Raw genomic sequence first — 17,311 nt, forward strand, 5'->3', positions numbered from 1 at the left:
TCAGATCGCTTCGGGCGCTGCTGCAACCTGCGTCCGGCTGCGCAGCCGGCCATAGGCGAAATAGATGGCGAGCCCGATCACGTTCCAGAGCAGGAAGCGCCCGATGGTGAGCGAGGGCAGACTGAAGAGCAAATAGAGGCAACCAGCGATGGCCAGCGCACCGACGAGCATCGGTTTGGGGCAACTGAAAACGCGCTTCAGATCGGGCCGGCTACGACGCAGCAGCATCATCGATCCGGCGGTCGCGATGAAGGCAAGCAGCGTGCCCGCATTGGCGAGCTCGGCGATCTCGTCGAGGCGGAAAAAGCCCGCGACCGCGGCCACGAACACGCCCGTGATCGCGGTGATGCGCACCGGCGTTCCGGTGCGCGGCGAAACCGCGCTGAGCCAGCGTGGCAGCAAGCCATCACGCGCCATCACGAAAAAGATGCGGCTCTGACCGTACATCATGACGAGGATCACCGAGGGCAGCGCGATCAGCGCCGCGAGCGCCACCACCCAAGCCATTGCAGGATGGCCCAAAGTGCGAAGGATGAAGGCGAGCGGTTCGGAGGATTGGGCGACCGCGACATGGTTGACCGCGCCAACCGCGCTTACGGCCACGGCCATATAGATCAGCGTGCACACAGCCATCGAACCGATGATGCCGATGGTGAGGTCGCGTCCCGGATTCTTGGCTTCTTCGGCCGAGGTCGCGACCGCGTCGAAGCCGTAAAAGGCGAAGAATACGATGGCGGCCGCGGCCATCACGCCGCGTGTCTCGCCACCCTCGACATGGCTGAGAAAGCCGTAGGGCATGAAGGGCGTCATGTTGGCGCTGTCGAAGGCGGGCAGCGCGATTGCGGCAAAGGCGGCGAGCGCAGTCAGCTTGATGATTACCAGGACGATGTTGAAGGTCGCGCTCTCGCGCGTGCCGACGATCAACGCACCCGCGACGGTGAGCGCGACGAGGACCGCGGGCAGATTGACGAAACCACCTGCATGGGGTCCGCCGATTATCTCGGGTGGCAGCGTTATGCCCGCCGAGTGAAGCCAACCGACCAGATAGGCGCCCCAGCCGACCGCAACCGTGCTGCAGGCGAGTGAATATTCGAGGATCAGGCTCCAGCCAACCACCCAGGCAAGAGTCTCGCCCAGCACGGCGTAGCTATAGGTGTAGGCACCGCCCGCGGTGGGCATCAGCGTAGCCATTTCGGCATAGGCCAGCGCCGCACACGCACAGACTGCGCCAGCAATCGCAAAGGCAAGGATCACCGCTGGCCCCGCACGGTCGGCGCCAACACCGGTCAGCGTATAGATGCCGGTGCCGACAATGGCACCCACGCCGAGCGCGATCAGATGCGGCCAACTCAGGGTCTTGGCGAGGCGACGTCCCTCTTCGTGGACGGTGACGCTCTCAAACGGCTTGCGCGGCCCCCAAAACCCCATAGTCGACTCCCTATTTATCGTCTTGTTTGAATTGCTTGCGAAGATCGTTCAGCGTGCCGCCGATATGCTGCTCGGTCAGCTCGCCGACGCGCGCGGAGTCCCCCGCCATCCATGCGGCGAGCATCAGCTCGTGCTCTTCATTGGCGCGCGTGTCGCGTCCCATTGGTTCCAGATGCTTGCGCACATAACGCTCCGCCATGATGTGCAGCCGCTCGACGATCTGGAAGGTCAGCGGCTGTCGCGCGGGACGCACAAGCGCGAGGTGAAAGGCGCGGTTCAACCGGCCGACATCATCAGTGCTCTTGTCTATCGCGCGATCGAGCGCATCGAGCGCAAGCCGCGCATATTCACGATCGGCATCGCCTGCGCGCGCCGCCGCTGCGGCCACGATTTCGGGCTCGATCTTGAGGCGCAGCGCATAAACCTCCTCGGCCTCCTCGCCGCTCAGCGGCCGTACGAAGAAGCCGCGATTGGGCTGCGACACAAGCAGCCCCTCCTGCTCGAGCCGCGCCAGCGCCTCGCGCAGCGGTATCTTGCTTACGCCCAGTTCGTTTGCCAGCGCATCCTGCCGGATGGCGACACTCACCGGAACCGATCCCGACACGATCCGGTCGCGCACGAGCTCGAAAATCTGTTCGGAAAGATTGCGTACGATCAGGTCCATCGGATCCCCGTTTCAATGATGGATAGGGGTGCCGTGATCGACGAGCTTGGCGGGCGTGGCAACAAATCTCTTCCTTAAACCACCTGAAACCCGTTCCAGAACGCGTCCTCGCGGTCGATCCAGATCGTGTTGAAGCCCGTGGCGATCGCCGAGCCCTCCACCGAGGGGATGATCGCCGCCTGGCCGCCGATCTCGGTTGCCGCCTCGACCCTGCCGATAAAGCGGCTGCCGATATAGCTTTCATGGACGAAGCGGTCGCCGGGCTTGAGCCGTCCGCGCGCGGTCAACTGCGCCATGCGCGCCGACGTGCCGGTGCCGCAGGGTGAACGGTCGATCGCGCGATCGCCATAGAAGACCGCGTTGCGCGCATCGGCACCTTCGCCCTTGGGCAGGTCGGCCCAAAGCACATGGCTGACGCCGCGAATGGTGGGATCGAGCGGATGCACCGGCTCGAATTTTTCGCGGACGAGCTGGCGGACCTTGCCGCTCAGTTCGACGATCCGGGCCGCGCCAAGATCGTCCAGCCCCTTATATGGGCCCTGCGGCTCGATGATCGCGTAGAAATTGCCGCCATAGGAAACGTCAAGCGTCAGCGGCCCGAAATCAGGTACATCGATCGTGATGTCGCGCGCGGCCAGATAGCCGGGCACGTTGGTGATCTTCACAGCGGTGACGCGCTTGCCTTCGGTACGATACGCGATATCGATCACACCCGCGGGCACTTCGCAGCGCAGCTTTCCGGGTTCGCGCGGCTGGATCAGCCCGTTTTCGAGGCCGAAGGTGACGATACCGATCGTTCCGTGCCCGCACATCGGCAGGCATCCGCTCGTCTCGATGAACAGGATACCGACATCGGCATCCTCCTGCGTCGGCGGATAGAGAAAACCGCCCGACATCATGTCGTGCCCGCGCGGCTCGAAGCAGAGCCCGGTGCGGATCCAGTCGAAGCGGGCCAGGAAATCCTGGCGCCGCTCGGACATGGATGCGCCGTGCAGCAGCGGCGCTCCGCCCGCCACAAGGCGGACGGGATTGCCCGCCGTGTGACCATCGACGCAGAAGAAGGTGTGCCGCATCGGCTCAGGCAGCCGCCGCCACAAGGGTCGGACGCGTCGCCGCAGCCTGCTCGACCATGCGGGTAACGTCGGCGCGACGCGCACCCGCAAGCGGCAGGCGCGGGAGACGAACACGCTCCGAACCGCGGCCCATGATCTGCTCGGCGAGCTTGATCGACTGGACGAGGTCATGCTCGGCATCGAGGTGAAGCAAGGGCATGAACCAGCGATAAATGGCGCGCGCCGTCTCGAGATCACCGCGCTTCATGGCCGCCACGAGCTGCACCGATTCCTGCGGGAAGGCGTTCGTCAGGCCCGAGACCCAGCCACGCGCGCCGAGCAGCAGCCCTTCGAGCGCCACGTCGTCAAGCCCCGCAAACAGCGCGTAGCGATCGCCCAGCGCGTTGATCAGATCGGTGAAGCGACGCGGATCGGGCGCCGATTCCTTGACCGCGACGATGTTCTCGACATCGCTGATCGCATTCAGCACATCGACGGTGATGTTCACGCGGTAGGCGGGCGGATTGTTGTACAGCATGATCGGCAGGCTGGTGGCCGCAGCGACGGTGCGGAAATGATGAACCAGCTCGGCCTCGGTCGGAACATAGACCATTGCGGGCAGCAGCATCAGGCCATCTGCGCCCGCGGCTTCCGCATCGCGCGCATACTCGCTGGCGCGCGTGCCGTCATATTCGGACACGCCCGTGATCACAGGCACGCGGCCCGCCACCACCTCGCAAATCGCCTTCAGCAGCGTGCGCTTCTCCTCGGGCAGCAGCGAGTTGTTCTCGCCCACGGTGCCCATCGCGATGATTCCGTCAACACCGTCCTTGATGAGATCGTCGACCACTCGCTGCGATTCGGCGACGTCGATCGACAGATCTTCCTTGAATTGCGTGGTTGCAGCCGGAAATACGCCCTGCCACTCGATTTTCATCCGTTGTTTCCCTAGCTCTTGTCTTGAACGTTATACGGTATACGATACTGGCAACAACGATGCAATGGAAGAGTGCAATGTCAAAAACGGCGGTGGTCATTGGCGGTGGGATAGTGGGGCTCTGCAGCGCTCTGGCCCTGCAAGACCGCGGCTTTCGCGTGACGGTGATCGAGGCCGACCGCGAGGGCCGCGCCGCTTCATGGGGCAATGCGGGGCATGTCGCCATCGAGCAGGTCGAGCCTCTGGCTTCATGGTCGATGATCCGTTCGGCACCGCGCAGACTGTTTTCCGCAGGCGGAGCACTCGCGCTGCCGATTCGCGACGCCCCGCGCTGGCTTCCCTTCGCAAAGGGCATGGTCCGCGCGGCAGGCCGGTTTGAGGCGGGGCGCGCCGCGCTCGACAGTCTGTTGGCGCGGACCATGCCAGCATGGCGCGGTCTCGTCGCGATGCTCGGCGAAAGCGCGCTGCTCAAGGAAACCGGCCATTTCGTGCTCTGGGAAAGCGAAGCGAGCGCAGCGGCGGGGCTCAAGGCATGGGGAAGCGCCGATATCGGCACCGCGCGCTTCCGGCCGATCGACGAGGACGAGCGCGCGCAGTTCGAGACTTTGCTCGCACGTCGACCGGCGGGCGGGATCCGCTTTGAAAATACAGGACAGGTCGCCGATCTCAGCAAGCTGGCCGACACGCTGTCGCAGGCGCTGCAGGCGGCCAGGGGCGAGATTCGCCATGCGCGCGTTTCCGCACTGACCATCGAGGATGGCTCGGCGCGGGCCATATTGGAAGGCGACGAACGGCTGGACGCCGATGTCATGGTGGTTGCAGCGGGTGCTCGCTCGGGCGAGCTGATGCGTTCCATCGGCACGCATGCGCCGATCATTGCCGAGCGTGGCTATCATCTCCACGCTCCGTCCGCCGACTGGCCCGAATTGCCTCCTGTCGTGTTCGAGGACCGATCGATGATCGTCACGCGCTTTGACAACGGTCTGCGTGCGGCGAGCTTCGTAGAGCTCGGTGACATCGACAGCCCCCCGGATCCGCGCAAATGGAAGCGCCTGCGTGCGCATATCGACGCGCTTGGCTTACCAATCGGCAGCGATGCGGTGAAATGGATGGGCGCCCGCCCTACCCTGCCCGACTATCTGCCCGCGATCGGACGCAGCGAGCGCGCAAGCAACCTGATATACGCGTTCGGACACCAGCATCTGGGCCTGACGCTTGCGCCTATTACCGCACAGATCATAGGCGCGCTCGCAACCAACACCGCGGCGCCGGTCGCTCTCGCGCCCTATGATATCGAACGTTTCGCCAAAGGAAGATGATGCCATGACCATCGGAGGATCCAACGTCGAGGCCGAGCTCGCAACGCTACTGCCCCTCGCCAACGCCGCGCCCTCGATTACGCTCGATGAACGGCTCGCGCGGATCGAACGCGCGCGCAGGCTGACGCGCGATGCGGGTGCCGACGCGCTGATCGTCGGCGCGGGCGCCAGCCTCAACTATTTCGCGGGCGTGAGCTGGGGCGCAAGCGAGCGGCTTGTCGCGCTTCTCATCCCCGTCACTGGCGATCCTGTGATGATCTGCCCCGCCTTCGAGCTCGGCTCGCTCTCTGCGGAAACCGTGATCGACGCCGAATTCCGGCTGTGGGAGGAGCATGAAAGTCCTTATGCGCTTGTCGCCGATGCGCTGTCGGCGCTGGGCGCCACGATGCTCGCGGTCGATCCGGCGATGGCGTTCGACAAGGTCAAGCGGCTAGGCGATACCGCGCGCGGCGTCACGCTCGTCGATGCGAGCCCGGTCATCGACGGCTGTCGCATGTGCAAGTCGCCTGCCGAGCTCGCGCTGATGAAGCAGGCCAAGGCGATGACGCTCGCGGTACACAAGGCCACCGCGCGCATCCTCGCGCCCGGCATTACCACCACTGAGGTGCGTCGCTTCATCGATCAGGCGCATCGCAGGCTGGGTGCGGCGGGCAGCAGCTTCTGCATCGTCCAGTTCGGCCACGCTACCGCCTATCCGCATGGTATTCCCGGCGAGCAGGCGCTGGCCGAAAACGACCTCGTGCTGATCGACACCGGCTGCACTGTGCAGGGTTACCATTCCGATATCACGCGCACATATGTCTTCGGAACAGCGACCGACGAGCAGCGCCGCATCTGGGATCTGGAGCATGCTGCGCAAGCGGCGGCGTTTGAGGCTGTGCGTCCGGGCCTGCCGTGCGAGGCGGTCGACGCTGCAGCGCGTGATCTCGTCACGCGTGCGGGGCTTGGCCCCGATTACAAACTGCCCGGCATTCCGCACCGCACGGGGCACGGCATCGGCCTTTCGATCCACGAGCCCGCCTATCTGGTGCGCGGCGACAGGACGCCACTGGCGCCGGGCATGTGCTTTTCCAACGAGCCGATGATCGTGGTGCCGGAAAAGTTCGGCATCCGCCTGGAAGATCATTTCTACGTGACCGAAAACGGCGCGGAATGGTTCACCCCGCCGCAGCCGGCGATCGACGCCCTATAAGATCCTCCCCGGAAACGGGGAGAATTCAGGCGTCCAGCAATCTCTCCAGATCCTCGTAGAGCGCACGGGGAATCTGGACTCCTTCGACCAGGCTCCTCGCCCGCGCCTCGAAGCGGCGCTGCGAGGGCAGGCGCGCGCCCTGCCCTGTCATCCCATCGAACAATGCCTCGGCGCGTTGCATATGCTCGGCCGCGGCAGCGCCAAGGAATCCAGCCGGATCGATCCCGATCACCAGTTCGCCGCCAAAGGGCGAGGCTTTGGCGCCGTCGTCATGCGCCAGCGATTCGGCGCTGGTCATATCGCCAATCAGCGGCCCCGCGAGCAGCTCGACCATCGCCGAGAGCGCCGATCCCTTGTGCCCGCCAAAGGTCAGCATCGCGCCCGCCAACGCCGCCTCGGCGTCGGTGGTGGCATTGCCTTCAGCGTCGATTCCCCAGCCTTCGGGGATCGACTTGCCCGCGCGACGATGCAACTCGATCTCACCGCGCGCGACAGCGGTGGTCGCGAAGTCGAATACGAAGGGATGTTCGCCCGGCCGCGGCCAACCAAAGGCGATCGGGTTGGTGCCGAAAAGCGGCTTGATACCGCCTGCCGGCGCAACCCAGGCATGACTCGGCGTGAAGGCAAGCGCAACCAGCCCATGCGCAGTCACCGCCTCGATCTCGGGCCAGAGCGCCGAGAAATGGACGCAATTGTTGATCGCCATCGCCGCGATACCCAGCCGCCGCGCCCTTGAGACCAGACGCGGCAGGCCAAGCTCGAACGCGGCCTGCGCATAGCCGCCTTTGGCGTCGACGCGCACCAGCGCCGCCGCCGCATCCGCCATGCTGGGCTCGGCATCGGGCACGACCTTGCCCGCCTTGAGCGTATGGACGCAGACGAGCAATCGATAGAGGCCGTGCGAAGCGCAGCCATCGCGTTCACCCGCGACCATCGTCTCGGCCACGGCATCGACATGCGGCGCCTTCAGGCCGTGTCGTGCCAGAACGGCGCGCGCGAAGTCGCGCGCTTCATCCAGCGACATGCGCACGAAAGCGTCACTCATCATCGGGATACGGCCCCTTGCCGCCCTCTGCGATGAAGCGATCGACGCGCGCGTGAAGCACCGGCAGCGGTACCGAACCTAGCTGGAGCACGGTGTCGTGGAAGGCGCGGATGTCGAACCTGGCGCCGAGCGCCTTCTCAGCCTTGGCGCGCGCTTCGATGATCGCAAGCTCGCCCAGATAATAGGACAGCGCCTGCCCCGGCCAGGCGATGTAGCGATCGACCTCGGTGGTGATCTCGTGCTTCGCCAATGCGGTGTTGTCGAGCATATATTGCTGCGCCTGTTCGCGCGTCCAGCCCATGGTGTGGACGCCCGTGTCGACCACAAGCCGCGTCGCGCGCCACATTTGATAGCTCAGCATGCCGAAACGGTCATAGGGTGTCTCGTACATGCCCATCTCGACACCCAGCTTCTCGGCATAGAGCGCCCAGCCCTCGCCAAAGGCCGAGATATAGGTCTGCTGCCGAAATTCGGGCTGATCCTTGTTCTCGCCGGCAAGCGGCATCTGGAAGGCATGGCCCGGCGCGGATTCGTGCAACGTCAGCGCCGCCAGTGAATAAAGCGGACGCGCAGGCAGGTTCCAGGTGTTGACGAGGTAGATGCCCGGACCGCCGCGGCCGCCCGTGTAGTAGGGCGCGATATCGTCAGGCACGGGCTTGATCGCGAAGCGCTGGCGCGGAAGCCGTCCGAACCAGTCAGCGACCTTCCCGTCGAACTGCTTGGCGATATACGCCGCGCGCATCAGCAGTTCCTGCGGCGTCTTGGCATAGAATTGCGGATCGGTCCGCAGAAAGGTCAGGAAGGCGGGCAGATCGCCCTTGAAGTTCGTCTCCTGCATCACTTCGAGCATCTCTGCGCGGATCTTGGCGACCTCGTTGAGACCGATCTGATGGATCTCGGCCGGGCTAAGGTCGAGCGTGGTGAACTCGCGGATGCGCGACTGGTAATAGGCCTTGCCATCGGGCAGGTCCCAGGCGGCGAGCGACTTTTGTGCGCCGGGGATATATTCCTTGCGCAGGAAGGTGATCAGCGTCTGGTGCGCGGGGATCACATGATCGCGCAGCGCCGCAAGCCCCGCCGCGCGCAGTTCGGCCTGGGTGGCTGCCGGGATGCTCGCGGGCATCTTTTTGAAGGGCGCGTAGAAGGGATTGTCTTCGGTCGCGCCGGGCTTCAGCACTGAATCCACCGTCGCGTCGCGGCCCTGCAGCGTTATCTGCGGCGGGGTGAACCCGCGCTTCAGGCCAGCGCGCATATTCTCGATATTCTGCGTGAAATAGCGCGGCAGTTCGGAAAGCTGCGAGACATAGTTGCGGTAATCGGCTTCCTTCAGGAAGCTGCGCTGCGCGGTGCCCGCAACGTTGCCCCAGAAGCTGGTGTCCGAATTGAGCGGGCGCTCATATTCGCGGAACTGCTGCTCCGCGACGAGCGAATCGATCTGATATTTGTAGATCTGATAATTGACCTGATCCTCAGGCGAGAGCCCGGCCGCATCGATCGCTGCCAGCTCGCGCTGCACATCCTGCCAATAGGCGAGCCGCTTTTGCTGCGCAGCAAGGCTGACATCGGGCAGGTGCGCGCTGATCTCGCGCCCGCTATCCTCATCGTCCGCGAACTGCTGCTTCCGCCAGCTCCATTCAGCGGTATAAAGCGCCTTGAACTGCGCGCCACCGGCTTCCGCGGCACTCGCGGTTCCCGAAAACGCGGCTGCCGCCCCGATCAATGCTGCGGTTATCATGGCGCGCGTGCGGAACTTCATAATTGCCCTTCTCCAGCCTGTTGCCAAAGCAATCGTATACCGTATAACTTGCTCATGCAACTGTCCGACAAATGTCTTGAGGGAGGGACGAGAATGACCCAGCATGGGCCCTGCGCGAGCCGCCGCGAAATGCTCTACGGCGTGGCCATCAGCGCAATGATCGCAAGCACGCCCGCTGTAGCGCGCGCCGCTACCACTGCAACCGCCCTGCCCGCCAAGGCCAAGGCATTGCCGCTGGGTGATATCCGCCTGCTGCCCTCGCACTTCCTCGACGCAGTCGAAGCCAATCGCGGCTACCTGATGTCGCTCGAACCCGATCGGCTGCTGCACAATTATCACAAGTTCGCGGGGCTCCAGACCAAGGGCGCGATCTATGGCGGCTGGGAAAGCGACACGATCGCGGGCGAGGCGCTGGGTCATTATCTGAGCGCACTCGCGCTGCTCCATGCGCAGACCGGTGACGCCGAGTCCAGGCAGCGCATCGACTACATCATCGACGAGCTGGCGCGCTGCCAGACGGCGCATGGCGACGGCTATGTCGCGGGCTTCATGCGCAAGCGCAAGGATGGCACCGTCGTCGACGGCAAGGAGATCTTCCCCGAGATCATGCGCGGCGAGATCCGCTCGGCGGGCTTCGATCTCAATGGCTGCTGGGTGCCCTTCTACAACTGGCACAAGCTCTTCGCGGGCCTGATGGACGCGCAGGCGCTGACGGGCAACCGCAAGGCCGTGCCGATCGCGGTCGCGCTGGGCGGCTATGTCGAAAAGGTCTTCGCCGCGCTCGATGACGCGCAGACCCAGACCGTGCTCGATTGCGAACATGGCGGGATCAACGAAAGCTTCGCCGAGCTCTATGCGCGCACCAATGACAAGCGCTGGCTGGCGCTCAGCGAGCGGCTCTATCACCACAAGGTGCTCGACCCGATGGTGGCGAAGCGCGACGAGCTCGCCAACATCCACGCCAACACCCAGGTACCCAAGCTGATTGGTCTGGCGCGCCTTTACGAACTGACGGGCAATCCCGAGCGCGCGATCGCCGCGCGTTTCTTCTGGGAGCGCGTGACGGGCCATCACAGCTATGTGATCGGCGGCAATGCCGACCGCGAATATTTCTTCGGCCCCGACCGGATCGCCGACCACATCACCGAGCAGACCTGCGAATCCTGCAACACCTACAATATGCTCAAGCTCACGCGGCACCTGTTCGCCTGGGCGCCCGAGGGTGCGTTGTTCGACTATTATGAGCGCGCACACCTGAACCACATCCTCGCGCACCAGAACCCCAAGACGGGCATGTTCACCTACATGATGCCGCTGATGTCGGGCACCAAGCGCGAATGGTCCGATCCCTTCGACAGCTTCTGGTGCTGCGTCTGCTCGGGCATGGAAAGCCATGCCAAGCACGGCGATTCCATCTGGTGGGAAGGCGACGACACGCTGTTCGTCAACCTCTTCATCCCGTCGCGCGCCGAGTGGAAGGCGCAGCGCGCGAGCTTCGAGATTCAGACGCGCTACCCCTATGAAGGCCGCGTCGACCTGAAGGTCGCAACGCTCAAGGGCTCGGGCCGTTTCGCGGTCGCGCTGCGCATCCCCGGCTGGGCGAAGCAGTCGGCGATCCAGGTCAACGGCAAGCCGGTGACCGCGATCACGGGCAATGGCTATGCCGTCGTGCGCCGCCGCTGGAAGGCGGGCGATGTCGTCACGCTCGACCTGCCGCTCGACCTGCGCCTCGAGGCGACGCCGGGCAATGACGGCGTCGTCGCGGTGTTGCGCGGCCCGATGGTGCTCGCCGCCGATCTCGGCGCCGCCGAAACGCCCTTCGATGCCGCGGCGCCGGCGCTGGTGGGCAGCGACATCGTCGCGGGCTTCCAGCCCGTGGCGCTGACCGAGGCAACCTATCGTTCGCAGGGTATCGGTCGTCCGGGCGACATGAGCTTCGGTCCCTTCTATCGAAACTATGAGCGCCGCAGCGCCGTCTATTTCCGCCGCTTCACCGATGCCGAATGGGCGAAGGCCGAGGTCGCCTATGCCGCCGAACAGGCGCGCCTGAAGGATCTTGCCGCGCGTTCGGTCGACGTGATGCATCTGGGCGAAATGCAGCCCGAACGCGACCACGCCCTGACATCGGACATCTCCTACCCCGTCGTCTATCGCGGCCGCAACGGACGTGATGCGCGGACGGGGGGCTTCTTCGAGTTCACGATGAAGGTGAAGCCCGGCCCGCTGATGCTGCAGGCAACCTATTGGGGCGAGGAGCGCAAGCGCCTGTTCCACATTCTGGTCGATGGCAAGCGTGTGGCGTCACAAACGCTTAATGCCGAAAAGCCCGGTGAATTCTTCGACGTGGAGTATGCGATTCCCGACGCGCTGACCAAGGGCAAGAAACAGGTCAAGATCCGCTTCGAGCCCGAGCCCGGCAATACCGCTGGGCCCGTGTTCGGCGTCACGATCTTCACGCCCAAGACGACCAAAGCCTGACACGCGGGGCCCCCGGCAGTGCCGGGGCCCTACGCCCTCAAGGCGACCGTTTAATCCGATTGTGCGCCCTAAACGCCGCTCGTCAGTACGACTTCAAGGAACTGTCAGCGTGTCCGGCCGGACATGCTGACAGGGGGCTTCGTCAAATTTCGACCCAGAGGCGGACATCCGTCGGTAGAGGCTGGTGGCGCCCTTCATTCCCCTCCCTGCAAGGGAGGGGTTAGGGGTGGGTATCGCCGTCAGGCGATCAAAACACGGAGGTATGAAGGGGCTCGCTTCGCTCGCCACCCACCCCCGGCCCCTCCCTTCTAGGGAGGGGAGCAATTTGAGCTTTCCACGACTTTCCAGACATGTCGCAAGCGCCTCAGCTCATGAGCAAAGGCCCCGACACAAGCCGGGGCCTTCCCTCATTCAGGAAGCAGTTCGACCTGCACGGCCTTGCTGCCGAGCGTCACCGCATAGCCGCCACGTTCCGGGCTTGCGCCTGCCCCGGGCCGATAGCGCTTCATCCCCTTCGCCGTGGTCTCCACATTGAGCCAGGCGCGTGGCGTATGCGCGTCGGCGGGTGCCAGCGTGAGGCGGACGCGCTTCGTCTTCGGGTCATAGTCGACGCGCTCGAACCGTCCGGCGTCGAGCGTCAGCCAGAGGCCCGCGGGCGCGACGAATATGCGTGAGCGGAAGCTGTCCTTCGGAACGATGCTGACTTGGCTGCCCTTGGACGTCACCTCACCGCCAAAGCCGATCCAACCGAAGGTCGGATGATCGACCAGATAGGACGCTGTCTCCCAGACATGGCCGAAAAAGCCCATGCCGTAATCACCGTTATAGGCATCGAAGCGCATCATATCGGGGAAGGAATGAAAGGCGGCGGAGCCGAAGCCGTCCTGATCGATATTGGTCGTGGTCCCCATCAACCCGCCATAGGCGACGCGCAGCAGATGGATGTCCTTGGGATCGCGGCGATAGCTGTCGAACAGCGGGATCGCGTTGTTGGCCGATCCATAATGATGGAGCTGGCGCTCGATCCGCTTCACCTTGCCCGCATATTGGAAATCCCAATAGCGGCGCGCGCTGCCATTATAGCCCCAGTGCGGAATCGTCGGATCATAGCCCAGGATAACCTCGCGCGTCAGATCGGCTTTCTCATGATCGCCGAAATAGCGCATCCAGGCATAAACTTCCTCCTGCCCTGTCGAATCCCAGGGCATTTCGCTGCCGAAGGGATAGGCCTCGCCCCGCCACCGCTCGGCCCGACCCTGCATCATTGCTTCGAGCGAGCGCGCCTCGGCATCGAGTCCCTCGCGCTTCAGATCGTCGAGGATGTCGACGAAGACGTCGCCCTCCATCTGGCCATATTGCGCATAGTGCGGCGCGAGCCGGACCATCGCCATCGAGGTTTCATAGGCGCGGTTCAGATACCAGCGCCAGTCGTGCGCCTTCACCAGCCCCTCATGATAGCGCGCGAGCCGGTAGAGCACCCATTGCGCGGCGGCGACATGGACATAGTTGAACGAGCGGCCGACCGAATCCGAACCCTTCTTGGCCCATGCCGACCAGGCCTTCCAGTCGATCGCGGGATCATAGGCGAAGTCGGGCTTTGCCTTCGGGTCATAGAAGAAAAGGCTCTTGCGGACGCCGAACTTGTCCTTGCCCTCATTCACCTGAAGCCGCCCGTCGAGCGTTTCGGTGACGAAGCGCTCGAACTTCGCGACCTCGCCCGCGTCGGGCTGGCCGAGCTGCTTCATGATGCCGGCAAGCCAGGCGCCCGCCCCGCCCTCGTCGCTCAGCCCCGCCATCCAGACGCGGTCTTCCTGCAGCACGATTTTATTGGTGTCGCGGTCATAGCTCATCAGCGAGGGTGAGCGGCCAAAGGGGTCGGCGGGGTTGTCGTACCAGTGCTTGTCGAACAGGAAGCGGCCGAGATCGGCGACCGCCGCGCCGCTGGGCTTGGTCACGAAATAATGGACCGCCTGAACGCTGCCATCGGCATAGGTGACGTCGATGCGCGCACGGCCCCAGGCATTGCCCTTTAGCCGATATCGCGCCCAGCCCTTGGCCGAACCCGCGCGCGTTACGTCGATCGCGCCCGCAGGACTGACGGTGATACCCTTCACCGCAGACGCCGATTTCAGGAAGAGGTCACCTGCAAGGTCGGTCGGCAGAACATAACCGGGGACGCCCACCGCGACCGGGCGCCCTTCGGCAGCGAGCGTTTCCTCGATCTTGCGGATTGCGGGCGCCGTCGCGAAGCGCACGCCGATCTCGCGGCTTTCACCCGGTGCGAGGGTGAAGCTGGTGGACGCATTCCACTGCTCGGCGCCCTTCCAGTCGGTCTCGGCAAAGCCCTTGCTCGCGACCATCCACTGGTGAAAGCCTTCGAAGGTGATGCCGCGCTTGGTGGGATCGTTGAACGGCTTGGGGTTGCCGTCCGCATTCTTCTGGTCGAGGATCGGCTTCCAGGCTTCGAGCGGCGTGCGGCCCTCGGGGAGCACGAGCAGCGCCGGCCCCTTGCCGTTGAGGCGCGTCACCTGAACATAGCCGGCATCGCGGCCGATATAGGGATCGGCGAAGCTCGCCTTGACGTGCGCTTCCTCGAGCGAGCGATCGGTAATGATGTTGTTGAACACCATCGGAATGCCGAGACCGCCTATCTCGATCGCCCGATCGCCGGGATTGATCAGGCGAAAGCGCAGGGCGAGCTTGCCCTTCTCCGTGATCCAGCGCCGCTCGACACGAAGTCCGGGTTGCGCGCCGAGATCGTCGCTCAGATCGGCGGCCGCAAGAATGTTGCCGCCCGCGGGAAGCGCGCGGACCGGGGTGCGCCGCGCTGCCGTCGAATAGTCGCGCCATGCCGCTTCCCCGGCGAGGCGGACGCGCAGGTCGATGTCGCCGACATTGTAATAGCCGTCGCCAAGCCGCTGCGCCGCGCGGTCGGACGGCGCGAAGTCGACGCCATCGCCTCCCTTGGGCGCCAGTGAGATCAGCGTTTGCGACACCGGATCGAGCGAGAGCGTGAATTCCGCGGTTTCGAAACGCATAGGCGACGCGGATTGAGAATCAGTCTGGCCAGCGGGCGCCGCATTGCCCTGCACAAGTGGTGCGGCCGCCAGCAGTCCAAGAGGCGCCATCATCACCGCAAGCCGGTATTGACCACGATAATTTCGTCTTTCCATGCCGCGCTGTTCCCCTGCTTCGACGGACCGAAAAGCCGGAAATTCCGACATCTCGATTACTCCGACAAAAGTATACTTTCTACCATATGTCAACGGCCGCGTTCGAACCGGACAGGATCTGTCGCGAAGTTCGACACGAGCGGGAACAAGAGGCCGCGCTTGTGAGGATTGTTGGCTCGTCGTCGTTGATGCGCGGCGCCGGGAACCAGCGGCGCTGCGTGACATTCTGCGTTGCCGCGCTGCAGACAATGCGTTCGGCTAGGCGTAGCGTCGATGGACGCTCATCCGCGCAATGTATTCCTGACGTTCGTCAGATCGCAGCCCGGATGGATGGCCCGGGCGACACGGCGGCGATCGGTCACCAGGGCCGTTTGCTCGGCTGCACGACAGGCCCGGCTGCGCCGTAGGGACGCCATGGCTCGCAGACCCTTGCTTCTCCCGCCTTGAAAAAGAACTGGCTGCAAACCAGCCAGCCCTTGAGCGGCCTGAGCGGCAGGAGGCAGGTGATCACCAGGAAGGGGAGTGATGTCAGCAAATGCAGCCAGAATGGCGGCTGGGCCATGATCTCGAGCATCAACGCGAATACGACCGCAGGAACGCAGCCAAAGCAGATTACGAAGAAGGCAGGTCCATCGGCGGGATCCGCAAAACCGTAGCTCAGGCCGCAGTGATCGCAATTGTCGGCAAGACGCAGGAGCCCCGCGAACAGCTTTCCCTTGCCGCATCGGGGACAGCGCCCGTGTACGCCCGTGCGGACGGGATCCAGCTTGGGCCAGACAGAGTCATCGTCGGGAATGGTGCTTTGCATGTCCTTCGCGCCTCTTTGCGATAGCGCTCGTCATATAGTCATTTTGTATGTATGTTTGTACCATACATAAATGGCTTCCAGATCCATGCAAACTTGGTTACCCACGCTCGACGGCACACGCGGCCCGAAATATCTCGCCATTGCCGATGCCATCGATCAGGCGGTCAGAACCGGCGTGCTGCGAGCGGGCGAGCGTCTCCCACCCCAGCGCGAGCTGGCCAAGGCGCTGGGCGTGGATCTTACGACCGTCACAAGAGCTTATGCACTTGTCCGCGAAGCAGGCGTGATCGAGGCATCCGGCCGTCTGGGCAGTTATGTGCGCAACAGCGCGGCCAATCTGATTGCCGAATCTGTGTCTGACAGCGGCATGATCATGCCGCCCCAGCCACCTTTCGCGCTTCTACCGGAGGCGATGCGGACAGGATTGACGAGACTGCTGCGCGCAGGCGGTCAATCGCCGCTGCTCCAATATCAGCCAGCAGGCGGCAACATTCATGATCGCAAGGCCGCTGCCGCCGCTCTGACCGCGCGGGGCATTGCTTCAAGCGAGGATGAAGTCGTGATTGCTGCCGGCGGGCAAAACGCACTGCACGCCATTCTGAGCACGGCGTCCAAATCGGGCGATATCATTTGTGCGGGAAGTTGCACCTATCCGGGATTGCTCGCGCTTGCGAACTCCCTTGGCCTTCGTCTCGTCCCGCTGCCGTGCGATCATGAAGGCGTCGATCCACAGGCGCTGGCCAATGCGGCGCGCGCGGGGGCACGAGCGCTGTACGTGGTTCCCACGAACGACAACCCGACCACCGCCACAATGGGCAAGGGTCGACGCAGGGCTATCGCTGCAGCGGCGCAAGAACACGGACTGATGATCATCGAAGACGATGCATATGGTCAGCTTCCTTCCAGGCCATTTCCCGCGCTGGCATCGTTCGCGCCCGAGCGCACCTGGCACATCGCCAGCATGTCGAAAATCATTTCTCCGGTCCTGCGGATCGCTCATGTTCGGGCGCCGTCCGGCCAGGATGCATGGAATCTGGCGGCTTTTATTCACGAAACCGCAGTCATGGGGCCGCCGCTCAACGCCGCGCTCGTCACTTCATGGTTGAAGGATGGAACGTTCGGCGATCTGGTGGGCGCCGTCCGGCAAGAGGGCATCGCGCGCCAGCGCATCGTCGCGCGCGTGCTGGACGGCATGGACTATGCGACGCACGCGGAGGGTTACCACATCTGGCTGAAGCTGGCTGACGGCCTTTCCGCAGCCGAGCTTGCATCGATGGTTCGCCTGGCAGGCCTGTCCATCGTTCCCGGGGAAGCATTTGCCGTCGACAGGGCGGCCGCTCCTTCGGCGGTGAGAATTTCCATTGGCGGCGCGCTCGACCATGAGCGCCTGAGAATAGCGTTGGAACGACTACGAATCTTGCTCCCAGCGCAAGCCACTCGTCGATCACTTCTGGTATGA

The 17,311-nt window shown here is 64.0% G+C and carries 12 protein-coding genes; 4 read left to right on the top strand and 8 right to left on the bottom strand.

The genetic code is table 11. From position 1 onward, the window contains the following. The 4 genes from D3876_RS18465 to D3876_RS18480 all read right to left on the bottom strand — a co-directional run bounded on the left by D3876_RS18465 (position 1) and on the right by D3876_RS18480 (position 4,081). Complete coding sequence (locus tag D3876_RS18465) at positions 1-1,428, bottom strand: amino acid permease (RefSeq protein WP_119765001.1); 1,428 nt, start codon at positions 1,426-1,428, stop codon at positions 1-3. Between the two features lie 10 nt (positions 1,429-1,438). Further along, positions 1,439-2,092, bottom strand: coding sequence for a GntR family transcriptional regulator (locus D3876_RS18470; RefSeq protein WP_119765003.1), 654 nt, complete (start codon positions 2,090-2,092; stop codon positions 1,439-1,441). A gap of 74 nt (positions 2,093-2,166) precedes the next feature. Then, positions 2,167-3,165 carry a 4-hydroxyproline epimerase gene (locus D3876_RS18475; RefSeq protein ID WP_119765693.1) on the bottom strand — a complete coding sequence of 333 codons (999 nt, stop codon included), beginning with the start codon at positions 3,163-3,165 and terminating at the stop codon, positions 2,167-2,169. A 4-nt stretch (positions 3,166-3,169) separates the two neighbouring features. Further along, entirely contained in the window at positions 3,170-4,081 is a 912-nt protein-coding gene (locus tag D3876_RS18480) for a dihydrodipicolinate synthase family protein (protein WP_119765005.1), read from the bottom strand. A gap of 77 nt (positions 4,082-4,158) precedes the next feature. Between D3876_RS18480 and D3876_RS18485 the strand changes: the two genes are divergently transcribed. Together D3876_RS18485 and D3876_RS18490 are read left to right on the top strand one after the other, a co-directional pair. Continuing rightward, positions 4,159-5,400 carry an NAD(P)/FAD-dependent oxidoreductase gene (locus tag D3876_RS18485; RefSeq protein WP_119765007.1) on the top strand — a complete coding sequence of 414 codons (1,242 nt, stop codon included), beginning with the start codon at positions 4,159-4,161 and terminating at the stop codon, positions 5,398-5,400. A gap of 4 nt (positions 5,401-5,404) precedes the next feature. Then, on the top strand, positions 5,405-6,592 hold the full coding sequence (locus D3876_RS18490) for a M24 family metallopeptidase (RefSeq protein ID WP_119765009.1): 1,188 nt from the start codon (positions 5,405-5,407) through the stop codon (positions 6,590-6,592). A 25-nt stretch (positions 6,593-6,617) separates the two neighbouring features. Here the strand turns inward: D3876_RS18490 and D3876_RS18495 are convergent, their stop codons facing one another. Further along, entirely contained in the window at positions 6,618-7,637 is a 1,020-nt protein-coding gene (locus tag D3876_RS18495; RefSeq protein ID WP_119765695.1) for an Ldh family oxidoreductase, read from the bottom strand. Continuing rightward, positions 7,630-9,393, bottom strand: a complete 1,764-nt coding sequence (locus D3876_RS18500) for a DUF885 domain-containing protein (protein ID WP_119765011.1) — start codon at positions 9,391-9,393, stop codon at positions 7,630-7,632. Before D3876_RS18500 ends, D3876_RS18495 begins: the two co-directional genes overlap by 8 nt. Before the next feature lie 93 nt (positions 9,394-9,486). Here D3876_RS18500 and D3876_RS18505 point away from each other — a divergent pair, with 93 nt between their 5' ends. Then, the gene (locus D3876_RS18505) at positions 9,487-11,871 is read left to right on the top strand and encodes a beta-L-arabinofuranosidase domain-containing protein (RefSeq protein WP_338014347.1); all 2,385 of its coding nucleotides are present in this window, start codon (positions 9,487-9,489) and stop codon (positions 11,869-11,871) included. Between the two features lie 407 nt (positions 11,872-12,278). Here D3876_RS18505 and D3876_RS18510 read toward each other — a convergent pair whose 3' ends face one another. Both D3876_RS18510 and D3876_RS18515 read right to left on the bottom strand, forming a co-directional pair. Continuing rightward, the gene (locus tag D3876_RS18510; protein WP_119765699.1) at positions 12,279-15,044 is read right to left on the bottom strand and encodes a DUF5695 domain-containing protein; all 2,766 of its coding nucleotides are present in this window, start codon (positions 15,042-15,044) and stop codon (positions 12,279-12,281) included. Between the two features lie 358 nt (positions 15,045-15,402). Next, positions 15,403-15,852, bottom strand: coding sequence for a DUF983 domain-containing protein (locus D3876_RS18515; RefSeq protein WP_119765013.1), 450 nt, complete (start codon positions 15,850-15,852; stop codon positions 15,403-15,405). 85 nt (positions 15,853-15,937) lie between these two features. Here D3876_RS18515 and D3876_RS18520 point away from each other — a divergent pair, with 85 nt between their 5' ends. Next, positions 15,938-17,311: an aminotransferase-like domain-containing protein gene (locus tag D3876_RS18520; RefSeq protein WP_119765015.1), complete on the top strand. Its 1,374-nt coding sequence runs from the start codon at positions 15,938-15,940 to the stop codon at positions 17,309-17,311.

This window comes from Sphingomonas cavernae (genome assembly GCF_003590775.1).
GTDB lineage: Bacteria > Pseudomonadota > Alphaproteobacteria > Sphingomonadales > Sphingomonadaceae > Sphingobium_A > Sphingobium_A cavernae.